At 66.6% G+C, this 18210-nt stretch carries 20 protein-coding genes; 14 read left to right on the forward strand and 6 right to left on the reverse strand.

Translation table 11 applies throughout. The annotated features are described in order from the left end of the window. Positions 1–34 precede the first annotated feature (34 nt). Complete coding sequence (locus tag AC1DHL_RS19190; protein WP_478104263.1) at positions 35–532, reverse strand: hypothetical protein; 498 nt, start codon at positions 530–532, stop codon at positions 35–37. 111 nt (positions 533–643) lie between these two features. Between AC1DHL_RS19190 and AC1DHL_RS19195 the strand changes: the two genes are divergently transcribed. Then, the gene (locus AC1DHL_RS19195; RefSeq protein ID WP_478163117.1) at positions 644–1627 is read left to right on the forward strand and encodes a LysR family transcriptional regulator; all 984 of its coding nucleotides are present in this window, start codon (positions 644–646) and stop codon (positions 1625–1627) included. On the opposite strand, the gene AC1DHL_RS19200 is transcribed toward AC1DHL_RS19195, so the two are convergent. Further along, positions 1617–1886 carry a hypothetical protein gene (locus tag AC1DHL_RS19200; protein ID WP_478163000.1) on the reverse strand — a complete coding sequence of 90 codons (270 nt, stop codon included), beginning with the start codon at positions 1884–1886 and terminating at the stop codon, positions 1617–1619. The two genes, AC1DHL_RS19195 and AC1DHL_RS19200, sit on opposite strands and share 11 nt — an antisense overlap. Positions 1887–1910: 24 nt before the next feature. Here AC1DHL_RS19200 and AC1DHL_RS19205 point away from each other — a divergent pair, with 24 nt between their 5' ends. Then, the gene (locus AC1DHL_RS19205) at positions 1911–2735 is read left to right on the forward strand and encodes a metallophosphoesterase (protein WP_478163001.1); all 825 of its coding nucleotides are present in this window, start codon (positions 1911–1913) and stop codon (positions 2733–2735) included. 7 nt (positions 2736–2742) lie between these two features. On the opposite strand, the gene norR is transcribed toward AC1DHL_RS19205, so the two are convergent. After that, a complete protein-coding gene (norR, locus tag AC1DHL_RS19210; protein WP_478163002.1) occupies positions 2743–4326 on the reverse strand; it encodes a nitric oxide reductase transcriptional regulator NorR in 1584 nt (527 codons plus the stop codon). Positions 4327–4473: 147 nt separating this feature from the next. Between norR and hmpA the strand changes: the two genes are divergently transcribed. Then, entirely contained in the window at positions 4474–5667 is a 1194-nt protein-coding gene (hmpA, locus tag AC1DHL_RS19215; RefSeq protein ID WP_478163003.1) for an NO-inducible flavohemoprotein, read from the forward strand. A gap of 1 nt (position 5668) precedes the next feature. Here hmpA and AC1DHL_RS19220 read toward each other — a convergent pair whose 3' ends face one another. Further along, positions 5669–7201, reverse strand: a complete 1533-nt coding sequence (locus AC1DHL_RS19220; RefSeq protein WP_478163004.1) for an alkaline phosphatase D family protein — start codon at positions 7199–7201, stop codon at positions 5669–5671. A 55-nt stretch (positions 7202–7256) separates the two neighbouring features. Between AC1DHL_RS19220 and AC1DHL_RS19225 the strand changes: the two genes are divergently transcribed. The 4 genes from AC1DHL_RS19225 to AC1DHL_RS19240 all read left to right on the forward strand — a co-directional run bounded on the left by AC1DHL_RS19225 (position 7257) and on the right by AC1DHL_RS19240 (position 10583). Continuing rightward, positions 7257–8486, forward strand: coding sequence for a nucleoside recognition domain-containing protein (locus tag AC1DHL_RS19225; protein WP_478163118.1), 1230 nt, complete (start codon positions 7257–7259; stop codon positions 8484–8486). A gap of 152 nt (positions 8487–8638) precedes the next feature. Then, on the forward strand, positions 8639–9175 hold the full coding sequence (locus AC1DHL_RS19230) for a flavin reductase family protein (protein WP_478163005.1): 537 nt from the start codon (positions 8639–8641) through the stop codon (positions 9173–9175). After that, the gene (locus tag AC1DHL_RS19235; protein WP_478163006.1) at positions 9172–9687 is read left to right on the forward strand and encodes a BON domain-containing protein; all 516 of its coding nucleotides are present in this window, start codon (positions 9172–9174) and stop codon (positions 9685–9687) included. Before AC1DHL_RS19230 ends, AC1DHL_RS19235 begins: the two co-directional genes overlap by 4 nt. Further along, a complete protein-coding gene (locus tag AC1DHL_RS19240; RefSeq protein WP_478163007.1) occupies positions 9684–10583 on the forward strand; it encodes a DMT family transporter in 900 nt (299 codons plus the stop codon). The genes AC1DHL_RS19235 and AC1DHL_RS19240 overlap by 4 nt, the downstream gene beginning before the upstream one ends. A 16-nt stretch (positions 10584–10599) precedes the next feature. Here AC1DHL_RS19240 and AC1DHL_RS19245 read toward each other — a convergent pair whose 3' ends face one another. Next, positions 10600–11631, reverse strand: coding sequence for a LacI family DNA-binding transcriptional regulator (locus AC1DHL_RS19245; RefSeq protein ID WP_478163008.1), 1032 nt, complete (start codon positions 11629–11631; stop codon positions 10600–10602). A gap of 131 nt (positions 11632–11762) precedes the next feature. On the opposite strand from AC1DHL_RS19245, the gene AC1DHL_RS19250 reads away from it, so the two are divergent. The 7 genes from AC1DHL_RS19250 to AC1DHL_RS19280 all read left to right on the forward strand — a co-directional run bounded on the left by AC1DHL_RS19250 (position 11763) and on the right by AC1DHL_RS19280 (position 17302). Then, positions 11763–12629, forward strand: coding sequence for a dioxygenase family protein (locus AC1DHL_RS19250; protein ID WP_478163009.1), 867 nt, complete (start codon positions 11763–11765; stop codon positions 12627–12629). Positions 12630–12648: 19 nt separating this feature from the next. Then, a complete protein-coding gene (locus AC1DHL_RS19255) occupies positions 12649–13413 on the forward strand; it encodes an SDR family NAD(P)-dependent oxidoreductase (protein ID WP_478163010.1) in 765 nt (254 codons plus the stop codon). Positions 13414–13492: 79 nt separating this feature from the next. After that, a complete protein-coding gene (locus AC1DHL_RS19260) occupies positions 13493–14374 on the forward strand; it encodes a beta-keto acid cleavage family enzyme (protein ID WP_478163011.1) in 882 nt (293 codons plus the stop codon). Continuing rightward, complete coding sequence (locus AC1DHL_RS19265) at positions 14371–15369, forward strand: quinone oxidoreductase family protein (protein ID WP_478163012.1); 999 nt, start codon at positions 14371–14373, stop codon at positions 15367–15369. Before AC1DHL_RS19260 ends, AC1DHL_RS19265 begins: the two co-directional genes overlap by 4 nt. A 9-nt stretch (positions 15370–15378) precedes the next feature. Continuing rightward, on the forward strand, positions 15379–15738 hold the full coding sequence (locus AC1DHL_RS19270) for a cupin domain-containing protein (protein ID WP_478163013.1): 360 nt from the start codon (positions 15379–15381) through the stop codon (positions 15736–15738). Positions 15739–15799: 61 nt separating this feature from the next. Further along, positions 15800–16780, forward strand: coding sequence for a tripartite tricarboxylate transporter substrate binding protein (locus tag AC1DHL_RS19275; RefSeq protein WP_478163014.1), 981 nt, complete (start codon positions 15800–15802; stop codon positions 16778–16780). Positions 16781–16837: 57 nt separating this feature from the next. Then, positions 16838–17302: a CopD family protein gene (locus tag AC1DHL_RS19280; RefSeq protein WP_478104239.1), complete on the forward strand. Its 465-nt coding sequence runs from the start codon at positions 16838–16840 to the stop codon at positions 17300–17302. A 21-nt stretch (positions 17303–17323) separates the two neighbouring features. On the opposite strand, the gene AC1DHL_RS19285 is transcribed toward AC1DHL_RS19280, so the two are convergent. Next, positions 17324–18208: a LysR family transcriptional regulator gene (locus AC1DHL_RS19285; RefSeq protein ID WP_478163015.1), complete on the reverse strand. Its 885-nt coding sequence runs from the start codon at positions 18206–18208 to the stop codon at positions 17324–17326. Positions 18209–18210: the final 2 nt, after the last annotated feature.

The following is an 18210-nucleotide window of genomic DNA, read 5'->3' on the forward strand; positions in this document are numbered from 1 at the left end:
GGCTTTTTGTTTGTTGCCTGAGCGGGGGAGTCGATCAGTAGTAGCCGATGCTGCGCAACGCGTTGCGGAACGAAGGCACCGCGTCCGCGGAATCATCGGCGGCGGCGAATCGCGCGGCTTCCTGGCGCGAGGCAGCCACTTGCAGATCGCGCAGGATGCGGGGATCGTGCTTGGCGTAAGCCATGAATTTCTCGTCCGCGCGCGCCGCTGCGCGACGACGCGCCGCCTTGCGGGTGGCCGTCAGGGCACGGATCGCCAACGAACGGGCAGTGCCGGCAAAGAGCGCCAGGCCGACGAACGCCACACCCCAGAGCACGACCCAAGCCACGAGCAGCCCACCCTCTTCCGTGGTTGACATGAGCTTGTCGGCCACGACGAGCAATGACGAAACAATAGCGGCAAGCAGCAAGGCCGCGAGGCCGCGCGAGCTGTCGAAGTTACGGCGCGAGCGGCGAATGCGCTCGATCACGGCCTCGGCGCGAACGACGCCGGGATGGGTTGCAGGGGTATCTACGTGTACGAAGTTGGTCATGATGCGTTCCTCCAAAAAATGGACGAAGGTCCGGAGTCGATGGAGTGATATTAGGGGTTACCCTAGTGTTTATCTAATTTATCTTCCTGATGCCTATCATTCACCTTCATGATGGACATTAACTTCCGCACACTCGACCTCAACCTGCTTCGCGTCTTCGACGAGGTCATGGCGGAGCGAAACCTCACGCGCGCCGCGCGAAATCTCTCCATCACGCAGCCTGCGGTGAGCAACTCGCTGCGACGACTGCGCGAGGTGCTGGGCGATGAACTCGTGCGCCGATCCGGGCCCGGTATCGAGCCGACACCACGTGCCATGGCGCTCTGGCCCACCGTCCGCGATGCATTGAGGCAGTTGCAGCACACCCTGGCCCCCGGTGAGTTCGACGCCAGCGGTGCGGACACGACCTTTCTTCTCGCGATGGCCGATGCGACCGCCGCCGAACTCATGCCGGGCCTGATCAAGATCGTGGAAAACGAGGCGCGCTCGGTCTCGCTGCGGGTGTTGCCCCTCACCACGCGCGACCCGCGTCGAATGCTGGAGAACGAAGAGGTCGATGTTGCGATCGGCTACTTTCCCGCCGTCGTCGCCAGCCTGGCTGCGCGGGGCCAGTCAGGCGACGGCACGCCCTTCGAGACGCAGCGCCTCTATGTGGGCGAATACGTGTGCGTGATGCGGCGCGATCATCCGCTCGCCGCAGCGCCCATGACGCTCGATAGCTATTGCGCGGCGCGGCACCTGCTGGTCAGTTTTTCGGGGCGACCCCATGGCTTCATCGACCAGACGCTGGGAGCGCTGGGGCGCGAGCGGCGCATCGTGGTCACGGTCAATCAGTTCTTCACGGCGGGGCGTGTGGTCGCGAATTCCGATCTGCTGACCGTGATGCCGCGCCATTTCGTTCGCGTCACGGGCATCGACGATCAGCTCGTCCTGCGGGACTTGCCCTTCGATCAGCCCCACGTGCACGTGGACGCACTGTGGCACCGCCGCGCACAGCATGCGCACGCCCACGAATGGCTTCGGCAGGCGCTGCTGCGATCAGCAGGCTCCGCGTTCGAGGGATCGCCGCTGGGCAGGAGGTCGATCAGCGGATGACGCTGAGCCAGGCGCTGGCAGCCGCGCGCAGTTCCTGGGCATGATGGGCATCGAGGCCTGCGCGGACGTCGGCGCTTTCCATCAAGGCGGTGGCCGGATTGGAAGTCGCGGCGTTGGAAGAGAGGAAGAAATGTGCCACTTGGGCAATCAAGCTGAACATGATGGTGCGCGGCATGTTGCGCGCGCTGGAAGTAACGATGATCCCAAGATTAAGGGTTTTCCCCAATATTCCAAGTCGAACCTTATGCGCGCTGCGCATGACGTCATCGCCTAGACTGCATTCATGAAGCTACAGCTGCTTTCCGACCTGCACATCGAAGTCCATCCGAATCTCGAGATCGCGCCGGCGCCGGGCGCCGATCTTCTGGTGCTCGCGGGCGACATCGGCTCCTATCAATCGGGTTCGAGGCTGCTTGAGTCGGATTTCGGGCTGACCCGCTTCTCCCCTCGACATGGGTGGCCGGTGCCAGTCCTCTACGTTCCGGGCAATCACGAGTACGACAACGCCGACTTCGACGAGATTCACACGCGCCTGCGTGAGACTTGCGACGCGCTGGACATCGGATGGCTGGAACGCGAAACCCGCGTCATCGACGGAATCCGCTTCATCGGCACGACGCTCTGGGCCGATTTCGACGCGCTCGTCGAACCGACGGACAGCATGGCCGAGGCGTTCAAGAAGCGCGGCAAGGCGATGCGCGCCGCCAACTTCTATCTCGAAAAGGCCGCCACGCTCCGGGCGGGAGAGCTATTCCTCGCAGAACCCTTGAGGGAGCACTCACTAACGTGTCAGGCGTGGCTGCGCGACGCTCTGGCCGAAGACTTCGACGGCATCACCGTCGCGATCACGCATTTCGCGCCGACGCTGGCGAGCGCCGATCCACGTTACGGGCTGAGCCCCGGCACGGCAGGCTTCTGCAACAGTCTGGACGAATTGCTGCCGCGCGCCGATCTCTGGTTGCACGGGCACCTGCACTGCCAGTTCGATTACGTGAAGGACGGCTGCCGCGTGGTGGCCAATCCGCTGGGGTACATGGCCAAGGGCGAGTCGGAGAATTTCCGGCCGGACCTTCTGATCGAGGTGCCGCACCGGCGCGCGCGGGACTGACGTCCCATCAGGCGGGCTTGTCCGCCGGCATGCCGAGTCTTTTCGCGAGCCGGGCGAGATTGCCGCGGTCCATGCCGAGCGACCGCGCCGCCGCGGCCCAGTTGTTGTTGTGTCGCGCAAGGGCTGCGGTGATGAGTTCGCGTTTGAAACGCTCCACCGCATCGCTCAAGTGCTCGTTCGGCGCTGCCTTGGTGTGCTTGGCTTCGCTCGAAACGTCGGTTTCCCGGTCTAGGTCTATGCGGCCTTGCGGCTCCGGCAGATCGAGGTCTTCCGCCACCAGGCTCAGGATGCGCGGCCGCTGCGCGTGGCGACCCAGCGCCTTCAGCGCGCTGCGTCCCAGCAGGTGTTCGAGTTCACGCACGTTGCCGGGCCATTCATAGGCCAGCAAGGCGGCTTGAGCGCTTCCATCCAGCCGAAGGCCCCCGAGCCCAAGTCGTGACCGGTTCTCCTCGAGGAAGAAGCCGCTGAGCAGGAGCACGTCGCGCCCTCGCTCTCGCAACGGAGGAACCTGCAGCGGATAGACGCTCAGGCGGTGATAGAAATCCGCTCGCAGGCGTCCCGCGCGCACCTCTTCCGCGAGGTTGCGATTGCTCGCCGCGATCAGGCGCACATCGACGCGGTGCTCGCGATCCGAGCCCAGCCGCTGCAGCTGCCCGCTCTGCAGCACGCGAAGCAGCTTCGCCTGGACCGGCAACGCCAGTTCGCCGACCTCGTCGAGAAAGAGCGTGCCGCCATCGGCCAATTCGAACTTGCCGGGCCGTTCGCCGACGGCACCTGTAAATGCACCCCTGACGTGACCGAAAAGCTCGCTCTCGACCAGGGTTTCCGGCAGCGCGGCGCAATTCAGGCTGATCATGGGCCGCGCTGCGCGCGGGGAAGCCGTATGCAGCGCCTCGGCGACCAGTTCCTTGCCGACGCCGGTTTCTCCCTGGATGAGGACCGACAGCTCGCTGCCGGCAACCAGCCCGATCTCCTTTTGAAGCTGTCGCATGGCGGGACTGCGGCCGATCAGCGTTCGTTCGCGCGGCTTGGCGGCAAGGCGAAAGCCTTCGGCCCGCTGGCTCTCGTACTCGACGCGGGATTCCAGCCGTTCGATGTGCCCGGCCACGCTGACCGTGGCCGCAGCCAGGCTACCGAAGGACTGCAGCGCATCGAGCTCGACGCTCGAGAACCGCTCGGGCGCCAGCGCGTCCAGCGTCAGCAGGCCCCACGGCTTTTCATCCAAGTGGATCACGCAGCCCATGCAGTCGTGCACCGGCAGATGCCCTTCGACGCCCTCTACAAGGCCGTCATAGGGATCGGGCAGTGCGCTGTCCGTGGCAAAGCGCAACGGCCCATTCGCCTCCAGCAGCGCCGCGAAGCGCGGGTGCTCTTCGACGCGGAAGCGCCGGCCCAGCGTGTCGGCGCTCAAGCCGTCGACGGCCAGCGGCAGGAGCCAGCCGTCGTCAAGCCGAAGCAACGCGGCCGCATCGCAAGGCAACAGGACACGCAGTGCTTCCAGCAACCGGCGATAGCGCTCGGCGCCGGGCAGTTCGCGCGAGATGTCGGCCACCAGCGGAATGATGGCCTTGAGCAGCGGCTGGGATGTCATTTGGACACAATGATGTCAAAAGGACCTTATCGTATGCGCGTCAAGAAGACATCATCACTTCATAAGTCATTGATTCATATGAATCGTCCGGCTGGAACGTTGCTTGCACTGTTTGGTGCATCGCCACTTTTCATTGAAGGATCTCCCATGCTCACCGGACAACAGAAGTCCATCGTTACTGCCACCGTTCCTCTTTTGGAGACGGGAGGCGAAGCGCTCACGACGCACTTCTATCGCATCATGCTGAGCGAGCATCCGGAAGTCCGCCCTCTCTTCAATCAAGCCCATCAAGTCAGCGGCGACCAACCGCGTGCACTCGCCAATGGCGTGCTCATGTACGCCCGCAACATCGATCGCCTCGAAGCGCTGGGCGACCTGGCCGCGCAGATCGTCAACAAGCACGTCGCCCTGCAGGTGCAGCCGTCGCACTACCCGATCGTGGGCGCATGCCTGCTGCGCGCGATCCGCGAAGTGCTGGGCCCGCAGATCGCGACCGACGAAGTCATCGACGCCTGGGCAGCTGCCTACGGACAACTTGCCGACATCCTGATCGGCGCCGAGAAGGCCGTCTACGACGCCAGCGAAGTGGCGCCGGGCGGCTGGCGTGGCGGACGCGACTTCAAGGTCGTCCGCAAGGAAGTCGAGAGCGACGCGATCACATCTTTCTACCTGGCGCCCGCCGACGGCAAACCAGTGCTGGACTTCCAGCCCGGCCAGTACATCGGCCTGCGGCTGTTGGTGGACGGCGAGGAGATCCGTCGCAACTATTCGCTGTCGGCGGCGCCGAACGGCAAGACCTATCGCATCAGTGTGAAGCGGGAAGCCGGCGGACTGGCCTCCAATCACCTTCATGACGACGTGCGGGAAGGCGCCACGATCGAGCTGTATCCGCCGGCCGGCGCGTTCACGCTCACGCCCAGCGACCGGCCACTGGTCCTGATCAGCGGCGGCGTCGGGATCACCCCGACGCTCGCCATGCTCGAAGAAGCACTGAAGACGTCACGCACCGTGCACTTCATCCACTGCGCACGCACGCGCGGCGCCCATGCGTTTCGGCGGAGCATCGATGCGCTGGCGCACAAGTACCCGCAACTCCAGCGCTTCTATTGCTACGAGGAAGCCCCCGATCCCGCCGACAAGGCCGATGCGCCGCACGCGGTGGGGCGCATCGATGCGGAGAAGCTCGCCCAATGGCTGCCCGGCACGACGCGCGACATCGATGCCTATTTCCTGGGGCCGAAGCCTTTCATGCAGCAAGTCAGGCGCGCGCTCCGCACACTGGGCGTTCCGGATCAACAGGCGCGCTACGAGTTCTTCGGGCCGGCGTCGGCGCTGGACTGAGTCAGGCCTCGCGGATGCCCGCGCGGCCCGTATCCACCACGAAGCGGGCCTGTGTCTCGAAGACCGAATCGGCCTGCACCGGGTGCGGCGTCGCTCGAAACTCGCACTGCATGTGGTCGGGCGTGATGTCGAAAAGCGCATGGCCGCGCTGGTCGCCTCGGGCATACGCCACGTCGGGGTTGTCGCGGCGCATGCGCGCCATGGCCGCCATGCTGGCGCCCCGAGAGGTGATCGAACCCCCGACAAATTCGCTAGCGATGACCGGCGACGCCTGATCGTTGGGCGTCAGCCGGAGGTCCGCTGCGACGTGCCGATGCACATCGCCGCCCATCACGACCAGATTGCGCACGCCGGCATCGCTCGTGCCTTGCAGGAGGCGGCGGCGCGCTTCGGGATAGCCGTCCCATCCGTCGGTCCATACCTTGCGGCCTTCCGCCGTATCGAAGCCGGCGGCGCTCATCTGCGTCGATTGGCCGAGCAGCTTCCACTTGCGCTTCGACGATGCCAGGCCCTGGCTCAGCCAGCGTTCCTGCTCGGTGCCGAGCATGGTGCGCGCGGGATCGGCGAGTTCCGCGCAACCGACCAGCGTTCGCCCCACATCGCGCTCCGGATCGGGACAGGCGTGGTGACTGCGGAACTGGCGGCAATCCAGCGTCCATAGCTCCGCGAGGCGGCCCCATGTGTGCCGGTCGTGGATGCGCATCGCGGCGCCCCGAGGCGGCAGCGCGAGCGGCATGTGCTCGAAATAGGCCTGGTAGGCCGCCGCGCGGCGCCGCAGGAACCGCTCCGGATCGCTGTAGGCCGGATCCCGGTCGTCCGCATAGTCGTTGACCACCTCGTGGTCATCCCACGTCACGATCCACGGATGCGCCGCATGCGCGGCCTGGAGATCGGCATCGCCCTTGTAGAGCGCATGCCGGTCGCGGTATTCGTCCAACGTGTGCGGCGTGCGCGTACCGTGCTTGCGGATCTCGTAGCTGGCACCGCTGCCTTCGTAGATGTAGTCGCCCACGAACAGCACGAAGTCCAGGTCGCGTCCGGCAATCTCGCGGTGCGCAACGAAGCGGCCCTGCTCGTAGTGCTGGCACGAGGCAAGCGCGAAACGCATTCGCCGGACATCGGCGTCGGCCGCCGGCGCGGTGCGTGTGTGGCCGACCGGGCTTACCGCATTGCCGCAGATGAATCGATACCAGTAGTCGCGTTGCGGCTGAAGGCCTTGCGCCACGACGTGGACACTCAGCCCGCGGGATAAGTCCGTCACCGTCTCGCCGCGCGTCACCGGCCGGCGCAAGCTCTCGTCCGCAAAGATCTCGTACTGCACGGTGCAGGCGGCACCTGCTTCGTCCGCCGCGGGCACAAGCCTTGTCCAGAGCACGACGCTGTCCGGCCGCGGTTGGCCGCTTGAGATGCCGAGGCTGAAGGGATTCGATGCCCAACGGGGCGTCCGCGGCGCACCCGCATTCGACGGCGCCGCCCAGCTCCCCAACGCGAGCCACAGTGCCGCACGATTGAGCGCTCTCCGATTGATGTTCATGGCGGCGATTGTCGCGGCCCCTATGATCGGCGCGCATTCGCAGCAAGGGGTACGCGTGCTCAACGGCTTGTGGCTTGGATTCTTTCTCACGGCAGCGGTGGCTGCGCTCGGGCGCTGGCTGATCGGCGGCGATGCCGCGGTGTTCGCCGCGCTTGTCGAAAGCCTGTTCGCGATGGCGCGTCTGTCCGTCGAAGTCATGGTGCTGCTCTTCGGCACGCTCACGTTGTGGCTGGGCTTCCTGCGCATCGCTGAAGCCGCCGGCATCGTGGACCTGCTTGCGCGACTGCTGGGGCCGCTGTTTCGCCGGCTGATGCCGGACGTGCCGGCCGGTCATCCCGCGCTCGGCCTCATCACGCTCAACTTTGCCGCCAATGCGCTCGGGCTCGACAACGCGGCAACACCCATCGGGCTGAAGGCGATGCGCGAATTGCAGACGCTCAATCCCAGCACGACGACGGCGAGCAACGCGCAGATCCTGTTCCTCGTGCTCAATGCATCGTCGCTGACGCTCTTGCCGGTCACCATCTTCATGTATCGCGCGCAGCAGGGTGCGGCCGATCCGACGCTGGTCTTCCTGCCCATCCTGCTCGCCACCAGCGCATCGACGCTGGTCGGCCTGCTGTCGGTGGCCTTCATGCAGCGGCTGAAGCTTTGGGAACCGGTGGTGCTCGCCTATCTCGTTCCGGGCGCACTGCTGCTCGGCGGCTTCATGGCGCTGCTCGCCACCTTGTCGTCGGCTGCGCTGGCGTCGCTCTCTTCGCTGCTCGGCAACCTCACGTTGTTCGCGCTGATCGTCGTCTTCCTGCTGGCGGGTGCGATCCGGCGCGTGAAGGTCTACGAATGCTTCGTCGAAGGTGCAAAGGAAGGCTTCGACGTCGCGAAGAACCTGCTGCCCTACCTGGTCGCCATGCTCTGTGCAGTCGGTGCGCTGCGTGCTTCCGGCGCGCTCGACCTGGTGCTGGAAGGCATCCGGTGGCTCGTCGCGCGCACAGGATGGGACACCCGTTTCGTCGATGCGCTGCCGACGGCGCTGGTGAAGCCCTTCTCGGGCAGCGCGGCCCGCGCGATGCTGATCGAGACCATGAAGAGCCAGGGCGTCGACAGCTTCGCGGCACGGGTTGCGGCGGTCATCCAGGGCAGCACGGAAACCACGTTCTACGTGCTCGCGGTGTACTTCGGTGCGGTCGGGATCCAGCGGGCGCGGCACGCTGTCGGTTGCGCGCTGCTGGCGGAACTGGCGGGGGTCATCGCGGCCATCGCCGTGGGCTACTGGTTCTTCGGCTAGACCAAGCTCGCCCCCAGGTTGGCTCACTGCGTGTAGCCGCCCACCCCCTGCCGGGGGCGACACCGGCGGCCCGGCGAAGCCGGTTCCGCGGTGTCCCTGGCCTGAAGCTGCGCCGATTTGAGCGCGGGCGGGCAATTTGCGGATCGGCCAAAATGGGTCGTCCACTTTGCTGCTTCTCCGTGACCGCTCCTGCTCAGGCGCAACCGCCTTCTTTCTCGACCGACGAATTCCGTGCCGCGCTCGGCATGTTCGCCACCGGCGTGACCATCGTCACTGCGCGATCCGCCGACGGTGCCCTGGTGGGACTCACCGCGAACTCGTTCAATTCGGTGTCGCTCGATCCGCCGCTGGTGTTGTGGAGCCTTGCACGGAGTGCCGCTTCGATGGCGGCGCTGAGCACCGGATCGCATTACGCGATCAACATCCTGTCGGCCAGCCAGAAGAGCCTGGCGGAGCGCTTCGCGACGAAGGACGTCGACCGCTGGGCCGACGTTGCCTACACCGACGGCGTCGGCGGTGCGCCGGTGCTGGTCGGCGCGGCAGCCAGTTTCGAGTGCTTCAACCGCAGCCGCTATGACGAAGGCGACCACGTGATCTTCGTCGGCGAGGTCGAGCGCTGCTCGCACAGCCTGGGCGCATCTCCATTGCTTTTCCACGGCGGGCGCTTCTATACCGAGCACCCGCTTTGAAGTCTTGCAGCCGCTCCCCTTGGCTGACAGTCCTCGTACTCGCAGGCGCGGCCACGCAGGCGGCGTACGGCGCGGATGACGGCGAGCGCACCAACTTCTTCGATGACCCCTTTTTCCAGGTGTCGTCGGGACTGGCGGATTGCCCTGTGCCGCTGGGTCCGCTCTATACGGCAGCCGAGGTGCGAGAGCAAATGCACAGCCGGCTGGAGCGAGGCACGAGTTGCTGGCTCGCCGGCCGCTGCAAGGACAGCAACGCCTACCGCTACGACAAGACGATCGCGCCGGAGGTGCGCAAGGCGCTGAACGCCGTGCCGGGCCTGCGGCGCAGCAGCGTGTGGGTCACTATCCAGCGCCGCTGGGTCTACCTGCAGGGCTGCGTCCCGACACGCGAGATGGCCAAGCGCCTCGAAAGCGCGGCGCACGCCGTGCCCGATGTGGAAACCGTGGTGCCGGACCTCATGGTCGGCACGCGCGGCAAACCGCCCTACCAACGAAGAACAACGAACGAATGATCGAACGCAAGGACCATCTCGACACCCGTGCCACTGCGCTCCTGCTCGCCTGCTGCGCTTTCTGGGGACTGCAGCAGATCCTCATCAAGACCACCGTCACCGAAGTGCCGCCGCTCTGGCAAGCGTCGATCCGCATGGCGGGCGCGGTCGTGCTGCTGTGGCTGTGGTGCCGGTGGCGCGGCGTGCCGCTGTTCGAGCGCGATGGGACCCTGCCGGGCGGCCTGCTCGCAGGCGTGCTGTTCGCGGGGGAATTCATCTGCATCTACCTCGGTCTGCAGCACACCAGCGCATCGCGGCTGACGGTGTTCCTGTACACATCGCCATTTGTCGTCGCGGTGTTGCTCCCGCGCTTCGTGCCGGCCGAGCGGCTGCGCGGCGTGCAATGGATCGGGCTCGCCATCGCCTTCGCCGGGGTGGTGTTCGCTTTTAGCGAGAGCCTTGGCCACAGCACGACGGGCCAGCTGCGCGGCGATGCGCTCGGCCTCATGGGAGGCGTGATGTGGGGCCTCACGACGCTGGCGATCCGGGCCACCCGGCTGTCGACCGCCAGTGCGGAGAAAACGCTCTTCTATCAAATCGCGGTCACTGCGGCGGTCTCTCCGGTGCTCTCGCTGGCCTTGCGCGAACAGTGGGGGTTCTCGTATTCGAGCTACGCATGGCTGTCGATCGCCCTGCAGACGGTGATCGGCGCTTTCGCCAGCTACCTCGCGTGGATGTGGATGTTGCGGCACTACCCGGCCACGCGAATTTCGTCGTTCACCTTTCTCACGCCGTTGCTTGCGCTGGTGTTCGGCGTGGTGATTCTTTCCGAGCCGCTCACGCTGCAACTGGTGCTGGCGCTCTCCGGCGTGGCACTGGGGATCGTTCTCGTGAACAGGCGCAGCGCGAACCCGTGAGTTTTCGGCCGGGCGCTCAGCCGCCGAGGTTCAGGTCGCGTGTCGACTCGCGCACGATGAGTTCCGGGCGCAGCACCACCGTCGACGCCGACAGCGCGCGGCCTTCGATCTCGTCGAACAGCATCTCGGCCGCGCGCCAGCCCAACTCGCGGTGCGGCAGGCGAATGGTGGTGAGCGGCGGATTCACCATGTCGACCAGCGGCATGTCGTTGTGGCCGGTGATCGAGATGTCCTGCGGCACGCGGATGCCGAGTTCGCGCAGCACGTCGTACGCGCCGAGCGCCACCAGGTCGTTGCAGCACACCACGGCTTCGGGCCGCTCGTGTTGCGCCAGCAAGGTCCGCATGGCCGCACGGCCGGCTTCGCGGGTGTAGCCCTCGCACTCGGCGACGCAGGCCATCTCCAGCCCGCGATCGCGCAGCGCCTGCTCCACGCCCTGCCGCCGTCCCACGCCGGTCGGCACGTTCTGCGGGCCCGCGAGATGGCCGATCCGGCGATGCCCGGTGGCCACGAGATGGTCGACGGCCAGCTTCATCGCCAGGCGATCGTCGCTGACCACCGCCGGCAACCGGCCGGTCTCGTCGGCGCGATTGACGAGCACCGCGTGCATGCCCGCCCTGGCGATGTAGTCGACGAGCGGATCGTCGCGCGTGGCGATCGCCATCACGAGGCCGTCGACACGCTGCGCCAGCATGCGTTCGACGATGGGACGGGCCAGCGCGGCGTCGACCACGTTCGTGACGAAGACGAAATAGCCGCGCGCGGCGGCGCTCGCCTCGATGCCTTGCAGGATGGGCGGGAACACGGGGTTGGTGATGTCCGGCAGCAGCACCCCGATGGTCTGCGTCCGCCCGGTGCGCAATGCGGATGCAGCGCGATTCGGGCGGTAGCCCAGCTTGAGCGCCGCCTCTTCGACCACGCGCAAGACTTCGGCACTGATGAGCCCGCGCTTGTCCGGATTGAGCGCACGGGAGACTGTCGAAACGTGCACGCCAGCCGCCTGGGCGACATCGCGAATGGTCACTGCGGAGGACGAAATCGACTTCATTGATGCAAACGTTTGATACCCAAAATTCGAGCCTTTGTTCGAATTTTCCACAATGGATGAGGGGATATCCGGATTCTACGTTCTCGCCGAACTGCTGAATAATGTGCAAACGTTTGCAGGAGCCACTTCCCATGAACATCGTCACCACGCCCGATTCCGTGCTGCAGATCGCGACGCAGGCGATGGCGCGCACGCCCGATCCGCGCCTTCGCACCGTCATGTCCGCGCTGACCCGCCATCTGCATGCTTTCGTGCAGGAAGTGAAGCTCACCGAGGACGAGTTCGAGCGCGCGCTCGGATTTCTCGTCGCGATCGGTCAGGCCAGCGGCGAGAAGAAGAACGAAGTCGTGCTGGCGGCGGACCTGCTCGGCGTCTCGACGCTGGTCGCGCTGCTGAACAACCAGGATCCGCAAGGCGAATCGCCGGCCGCGTTGCTCGGCCCGTTCTGGCGCGCGAACGCGCCGATTTGCGATGCGGGCGAAAACATCGCGCGTTCGGAGACGCCGGGCACGTCGCTCGAAGCTTCCGGTACGGTGCGAGACGGCCGCGGCCAACCCGTGGCAGACGCGACGATCGACGTATGGCAGGCTTCGCCGGTCGGCCTCTACGAGAACCAGGACGAAGCGCAGGAGGACATGAACCTGCGCGGCCGGTTCAAGACCGACGCGGAAGGCCGCTTCCATTTCCGCTCCGTGCGGCCGGCCGGGTATCCGGTGCCGATCGACGGGCCCTGCGGCGACCTGCTTCGCGCGCAGTTGCGGCATCCGAACCGGCCAGCGCATCTGCATTTCATGGTCAGCAAGCCGGGCTACAAGGTGCTGATCACGCAGGTGTTCGCGGATGATGACGAGAACCTCGAGAGCGATCCCGTCTTCGGTGTGACGCGCCGGCTCATCGGGCGGTTCGAGCCCCAGCACGGCGGCGAGCACGCCACCCTCCAGCACGACTTCGTCCTCGAGCCCGGCGAAATGAAATTCCCGCGCCCCCCGATTCCTTGACTTCATTGAACGACCCTTCATGAGCTTCGATCCCACATCCCGACTCGACGGCAAGGTGGCCGTCATCACCGGCGGCCTCGGCGCCATCGGCTACGCGACGGCCCGTCGCCTCGCCGCGCTCGGTGCAACCTGCGTCCTGCTGCATCGCAAGGGCGATGACGCCGCAGCGCGCGCCTCGGCATTGCCGGGCGGCGACGCCCAGCGTCACTCGGCGATCCGTGCCGACATCGTCGATACGTCCAGCCTGCGAAAAGCGGCGTCCGAAGTGCACGCCACCTATGGCCGCTGCGACATCCTCGTCAACAGCGCCGGACACACGCAGCCGGTGCCGGCCGCCGATCTCGAGGCCCTGACCGACGAGCTCATCGACGACCTCTTGCGCGCCAACTTCCGCGGTGTGTTCGCAACCATTCGTGCCTTCGCACCGCTGCTCAAGGCGAGCGGCGACGGGCTGGTGGTCAACGTGTCGTCCATCGCCGGCTTCACGGGCGTGGGCAGCAACCTGGCGTATGTCGCGGCCAAGGCCGGGCTGGACGTCGTGGGAGATGCACTTGCCAAGGCACTGGCTCCGGCCGTGCGCGTGGTGTCGGTGTCGCCGGGCGCGGTCGAGTCAGCCTTCGTGCCGGGACGCGGGGAGGACTTCAAGGCCAAGATGGCGAACACCACGCCACTCGGCCGCATCGGTTCGCCCGAGGACGTGGCGGCCGCCGTCGAGGCGCTCGCCACGACGATGCGATTCGTCACCGGCACGCGCATCGTGGTCGATGGGGGGAGGCATCTGTGAGCGCCGCATGGCCGCCCAAAGGCGCGAAGGCCCCCACGGGGGGCAGCGCAGCACGCGAAGCGGCAAGCGTGGGGGCAATATGACCAAGACCCTCATCACCTGCGCCGTCACCGGCAACCTCGTGAAGCCCGAGCAGACGCCGCACCTGCCGATCACGCCCGCGCAGATCGCCGACGAATGCCTTGCCGCCGCCGAAGCCGGCGCGGGCCAGGTGCACATCCATGTGCGCGACCCGGAGACCGGGCGGCCTTCGATGCAGGTCGAGCTCTACCGCGAAGTGGTGGACCGCATCCGCCGCGCGAACCGCGATCTCATCATCAACCTGACGACGGGGCCCGGCGGTCGCTTCATCCCGAGCGAGGACGACCCGAAGGTCGCCGCACCGGGCAGCACGCTGCTGCCGCCGGAAAAGCGGGTCGAGCACATCGCGCTGATTCGACCCGACGTGTGCTCGCTCGATCTCAACACGATGAATTCGGGGCCTGACGTCGTCATCAACACGCCGAAGAACGTGCGCCGCATGGCGAAGGTGATGCGCGAGGCCGGCGTGAAGCCCGAGCTGGAGGTCTTCGACTCCGGCGACATCCACATGGCGCTGGACCTCATCGCCGACGGCACGCTCGAGGGCCCCGCGATGTGGACCTTCGTGCTCGGCGTGAAGTACGGCTTCATGCCCACGCCGCAGACCGTGCTGTACGCCCGCGACATGCTGCCGCGCGGCGCCTTCTGGAGCGCCTTCGGCATCGGCCGCATGGAGTTCCCGATCGTGGCGCAGGCATGGTTGCTCGGCGGACATGTGCGCGTCGGCATGGAAGACAACATCTACCTCGAAAAGGGCGTGCTCGCCGAGAGCAACGCGCAGTTGGTCGCGAAGGCGCGCGACATCATCCAGAGCCTGGGCGGCGAAGTCGCCACCGCACGCGAGGCGCGCGCGATGCTCGGCCTGGAGGTTGCCCAATGAGCGAAACGATCGTCCATGACGTGGCGCGCGCATTGCGCGTGAGCCAGAAGGCCGCCAACCTGGACGCCCTGCACCTCGAAGCAGTGACGCAGGCGCAGCCGCATGTCGAGCCAGGTTTCGCTGTCGTGAAAGTCGGTGCAGCAGCCGTCAACCCCAGCGACGTGAAAGCGACGCTCGGGATCATGCCGCAGGCGGTGTGGCCGCGCACGCCGGGGCGCGACTTTGCCGGCGTCGTGGTCGACGGACCCGGCGAATGGATCGGCCGCGAGGTCTACGGCTCGGGCGGTGATGTCGGCATCACGCGCGACGGATCGCATGCTCGCTTCCTGGTTCTGCCCGTGGCCGCCCTTCGCGACAAGCCCCGCGGCATTTCCATGGACGAAGCCGGCGCGGTCGGCGTGCCTTTCGTCACGGCCTATGAAGGCTTTCGCCGCAGCGGCATGCCGCAGTCAGGGCAGACAGTGCTGGTGCTGGGCGCCAACGGCAAGGTCGGCCAGGCCGCCGTGCAGTTGGCGACGCAAGGCGGCGCGCGCGTGATCGCGGTGCAGCGGCGTGGAGTGACGTTCGAAGGATTCTCGAATTCGCCCGTCGACGTGATCGACGGCACGCAAGGCGACATCGCAACGCGCGTGCGGGAGCTGACGAACGGGCGCGGCGTCGACATCGCCTACAACACGGTCGGCAGCGCCTACTTCGATGCCGCGAACAAGTCGATGGCCAAGGGCGCCACGCAGATCCTGATCTCCACGCAGGACCGCGCGGTGCCCTTCGACATCTTTGCGTTCTACCGCGGGATGCACACCTTCGTCGGCATCGACTCGCTGGCAATGGACTGCATTACCGCGACTGCGCAGCTCGACGCCATGCGCGAAGGCTTCGAGCGCGGCACGCTGAAGCCCTTTCCGGTGGCGCGCGCCTTCGCGCTGGACGAGGCCCTCGACGCCTACCGGCTGGTGCTCTCCGGCAGCACCGACCGCGTCGTTCTGCGGCCCTGAGGAGACGCCATGCACGTGACGCGATTCGACGACGCACCGACCTACGAAGCGCCCAATCACTTCGACATGCGCTGCCTGCGCCTGCAGGGCAAGGAGGCCGGCCCGTCGACACAGATGTGGATGGGCATGAGCCAGATCCTGCCGGGCGGTCACACGACGCTCGACGGCTCGACGATGGAGAAGCTCTATCTCGTCCTCGAAGGGCGCCTGAGCGTGGTCTCTGAACTCGATGGACGGACCGACGAGCAGGAACTCGGCCCCTGGGACAGCTGCCGCTTCGCACCCGGCGAGAAGCGACAGCTCTTCAACCGCAGCAACCGCCCCGTGATGGTGGCGCTGGTCATGGCCAACGCGCCGCCGCCGGCCTGAGCCGGATCATTTTTTCGTACGCGTCATTCCATTCCTTCACACATTCAAACGGAGACAAGACATGACGAAATTCCTTCCTGATCGGCGCCGCCTGATCGCCGCCGCCCTGGCCCTCTGCGCCTTCGGGGGCGCGCAAGCCCAGGGCGAATGGCCGCGGGGCCAGATGATCCGGATGGTGGTGCCTTTCACCGCCGGCAGCGGCACCGACATCGTGGCGAGGCTGGTGGCAGAGAAGCTCGGCCCCGCGCTGGGCACAAGCGTGATCGTCGACAACAAGCCCGGTGCCGGCGGCACGGTGGGCGCCGCGCTGGTCGCCAAGGCGCCCGCCGACGGAATGACCCTGCTCATCCACTCGGCGGGCCATCTGGTGAATCCGTCGATCTATTCCAGCCTCTCCTACGACACGCTGAAGGACTTCTCCGGCGTGACGCCACTCGCCAGCCTGCCGAACGTTCTGGTGACGGCGCCGGGCCACTTCGCCGACGAAAAGGATCTCGTGGCGCAGGCCAAGGCCAAGCCTGGTGGCTTCAACTACGCCTCGGCGGGCAACGGTTCCGCGACGCACATGAACGCGGAGGTGTTCCGCCTCGCCGCGGGCGTGCAGGCGCAGCACATCCCCTTCCGCGGCACGCCGGAGGCGATGACGGAGGTGATGGGCGGCCGGGTCGACTGGTTCTTCGCGCCCATGGTCTCGGCGCTGCCGCTCATCAAGGACGGCAAGCTCAAGGCGCTGGCCGTCGGCACCGCGCAGCGCTCGGCCGTCTTGCCGCAAGTGCCGACCACCGAGGAAGCCGGCGTGCCCGGCTCCGCCTATCTGTTCTGGGTCGGGCTTTTCGCGCCCGCGAAAACGCCGCGGCCGATCGTCGACCGACTGCAGGCCGAGGTGGCCAGGATCATGGTTTCGCCGGAGCTCAAGGAGCGGCTGGACAAACTCGGCGCCGAACCCTTCACGATGCCCTCGGCGGAGTTCGACAAGTTCCTGGCGGACGAGACCGGCAAGGCGCAGAAGGTGGTGAAGGCGGCCGGCATCAAGGTGGATTGAGAGGTCCAAGGGGCGCGACGGCAGGGGCGATCTGGTCTACGCTTCGCCATGCTCAACATGCCGCTTCTTGTCCCGACCCTTCTCTTCCTCCACATCGTGGCCGCCGCTTTCTGGGTCGGCGGCATGGCGCTCATGCACTTCGCGGTGCGACCGGCGGCTGTGGCAAAGCTCGATCCGCCACAGCGCCTGCCCTTCATGGCCGACACGCTCGCCCGCTTTTTCGCAGGCGTCTGGGCGGCCATCATCGTGTTGCTCGCATCCGGCCTCGGGCTCATCTGGCGGGCCGGCGGGTTCGCCCATCTTCCCTGGAACGTGAACCTCATGTTCGGCCTGGGGCTGTTCATGATGGCGATCTACCTGCACATCCGCTTCGCACCCTATCCGCGACTGAAACGCGCGGTCGCGGCGCGCGAATGGCCGGTCGCGGCGGCGTCGCTCGACCTGATTCGCAAGCTGGTCCGCATCAACCTGCTGCTTGGCGTGATCGTCATGGCGCTGGCCGTGGCGGGACGCGGCGTCTGAGTCCTTCGAGCGCCACGCGCGCTAACGCTGGCTGAAGGTCGAAAGGATCTTCAACACGGTTTCGGTTGCGCCGTCGAGCGACGGCCGATGCGCGATGCCCAGGTGGCGCGTGAGCTTCGGGCTCAGCGGAAGCACCTGCACTCGCGGATCGGCCTTCGCATCGACGCTCGGGTTGACCGGCAGCACCGCGGCGCCGTAGCCCGCGGCCACGAGACTGTGCATTGCCGCGTCGAAATTCAGCTCGATGCGCGGGCGCGGCGATTCGCCAGCGGCGGCGAACCACTGCATCGAGAGGTGGTACATGTGCGTCCTCGCGTCATTGAAGATGAGCGGCCGCTGCGCCAGCCATTGCGGCGTGACGCGCTTGGGCGCCATCCACTTTCGCGGGACGAAGGCCATCATCGGCTGACTGCGCCAGCGCGTGACCACGAGGTCGCGCATCGGCGGCTGCGGCACCGCCACCAGGCCGATGTCGAGCGTCCCCATCGCGAGGCGCGACATGGCTTCGCTCGAACCGAGGATGACGACTTCGACGTCGATGCCCGCATGGCTCGCCTCCAGCGCCTCGAGCACCTGCGGGAGCAGATCGACCACCACGCCGGTCGACGTGCCCAGTCTCACGCGCCCCATCCGCCCTTCGGCCTGGCGCCGCACCGCATCGACGGCATCGTCGGCATCGCGCAGCAAGCGTCGCGCGCGCTCGACCAGCGCGGCGCCCGCCGGCGTGGGCGTCACCCGCCGATTTCCGCGCACGACCAACCGCGCGCCAAGGCGCGATTCGAGTTCGCTGATATGAAGGCTCACCGTCGGCTGAGCCAGATGCAGTGCCTTCGCGGCGGCGGAGAAGGTGCCGAGGTCGGTGATCGACACCAGCGTGCGGAGTTGGTCGAGGTTGAGCTGTCTCATCA

The sequence above is a fragment of the Variovorax sp. 10L426 genome, assembly GCF_056395305.1.

Excerpts from the sequence above, each read along its gene's own strand:
- AC1DHL_RS19230 (WP_478163005.1), top strand. The coding sequence starts at position 8,639 with ATGGGTCGTCCACTTTGCTGCTTCTCCGTGACCGCTCCTGCTCAGGCG.
- AC1DHL_RS19205 (WP_478163001.1), top strand. The coding sequence starts at position 1,911 with ATGAAGCTACAGCTGCTTTCCGACCTGCACATCGAAGTCCATCCGAAT.
- norR (WP_478163002.1), bottom strand. The coding sequence starts at position 4,326 with ATGACATCCCAGCCGCTGCTCAAGGCCATCATTCCGCTGGTGGCCGAC.
- AC1DHL_RS19250 (WP_478163009.1), top strand. The coding sequence starts at position 11,763 with ATGAACATCGTCACCACGCCCGATTCCGTGCTGCAGATCGCGACGCAG.
- AC1DHL_RS19220 (WP_478163004.1), bottom strand. The coding sequence starts at position 7,201 with ATGAACATCAATCGGAGAGCGCTCAATCGTGCGGCACTGTGGCTCGCG.
- AC1DHL_RS19270 (WP_478163013.1), top strand. The coding sequence starts at position 15,379 with ATGCACGTGACGCGATTCGACGACGCACCGACCTACGAAGCGCCCAAT.
- AC1DHL_RS19265 (WP_478163012.1), top strand. The coding sequence starts at position 14,371 with ATGAGCGAAACGATCGTCCATGACGTGGCGCGCGCATTGCGCGTGAGC.
- AC1DHL_RS19195 (WP_478163117.1), top strand. The coding sequence starts at position 644 with ATGGACATTAACTTCCGCACACTCGACCTCAACCTGCTTCGCGTCTTC.
- AC1DHL_RS19240 (WP_478163007.1), top strand. The coding sequence starts at position 9,684 with ATGATCGAACGCAAGGACCATCTCGACACCCGTGCCACTGCGCTCCTG.
- AC1DHL_RS19280 (WP_478104239.1), top strand. The coding sequence starts at position 16,838 with ATGCCGCTTCTTGTCCCGACCCTTCTCTTCCTCCACATCGTGGCCGCC.
- AC1DHL_RS19190 (WP_478104263.1), bottom strand. The coding sequence starts at position 532 with ATGACCAACTTCGTACACGTAGATACCCCTGCAACCCATCCCGGCGTC.
- AC1DHL_RS19200 (WP_478163000.1), bottom strand. The coding sequence starts at position 1,886 with ATGCGCAGCGCGCATAAGGTTCGACTTGGAATATTGGGGAAAACCCTT.
- hmpA (WP_478163003.1), top strand. The coding sequence starts at position 4,474 with ATGCTCACCGGACAACAGAAGTCCATCGTTACTGCCACCGTTCCTCTT.
- AC1DHL_RS19285 (WP_478163015.1), bottom strand. The coding sequence starts at position 18,208 with ATGAGACAGCTCAACCTCGACCAACTCCGCACGCTGGTGTCGATCACC.
- AC1DHL_RS19245 (WP_478163008.1), bottom strand. The coding sequence starts at position 11,631 with ATGAAGTCGATTTCGTCCTCCGCAGTGACCATTCGCGATGTCGCCCAG.
- AC1DHL_RS19255 (WP_478163010.1), top strand. The coding sequence starts at position 12,649 with ATGAGCTTCGATCCCACATCCCGACTCGACGGCAAGGTGGCCGTCATC.
- AC1DHL_RS19275 (WP_478163014.1), top strand. The coding sequence starts at position 15,800 with ATGACGAAATTCCTTCCTGATCGGCGCCGCCTGATCGCCGCCGCCCTG.
- AC1DHL_RS19260 (WP_478163011.1), top strand. The coding sequence starts at position 13,493 with ATGACCAAGACCCTCATCACCTGCGCCGTCACCGGCAACCTCGTGAAG.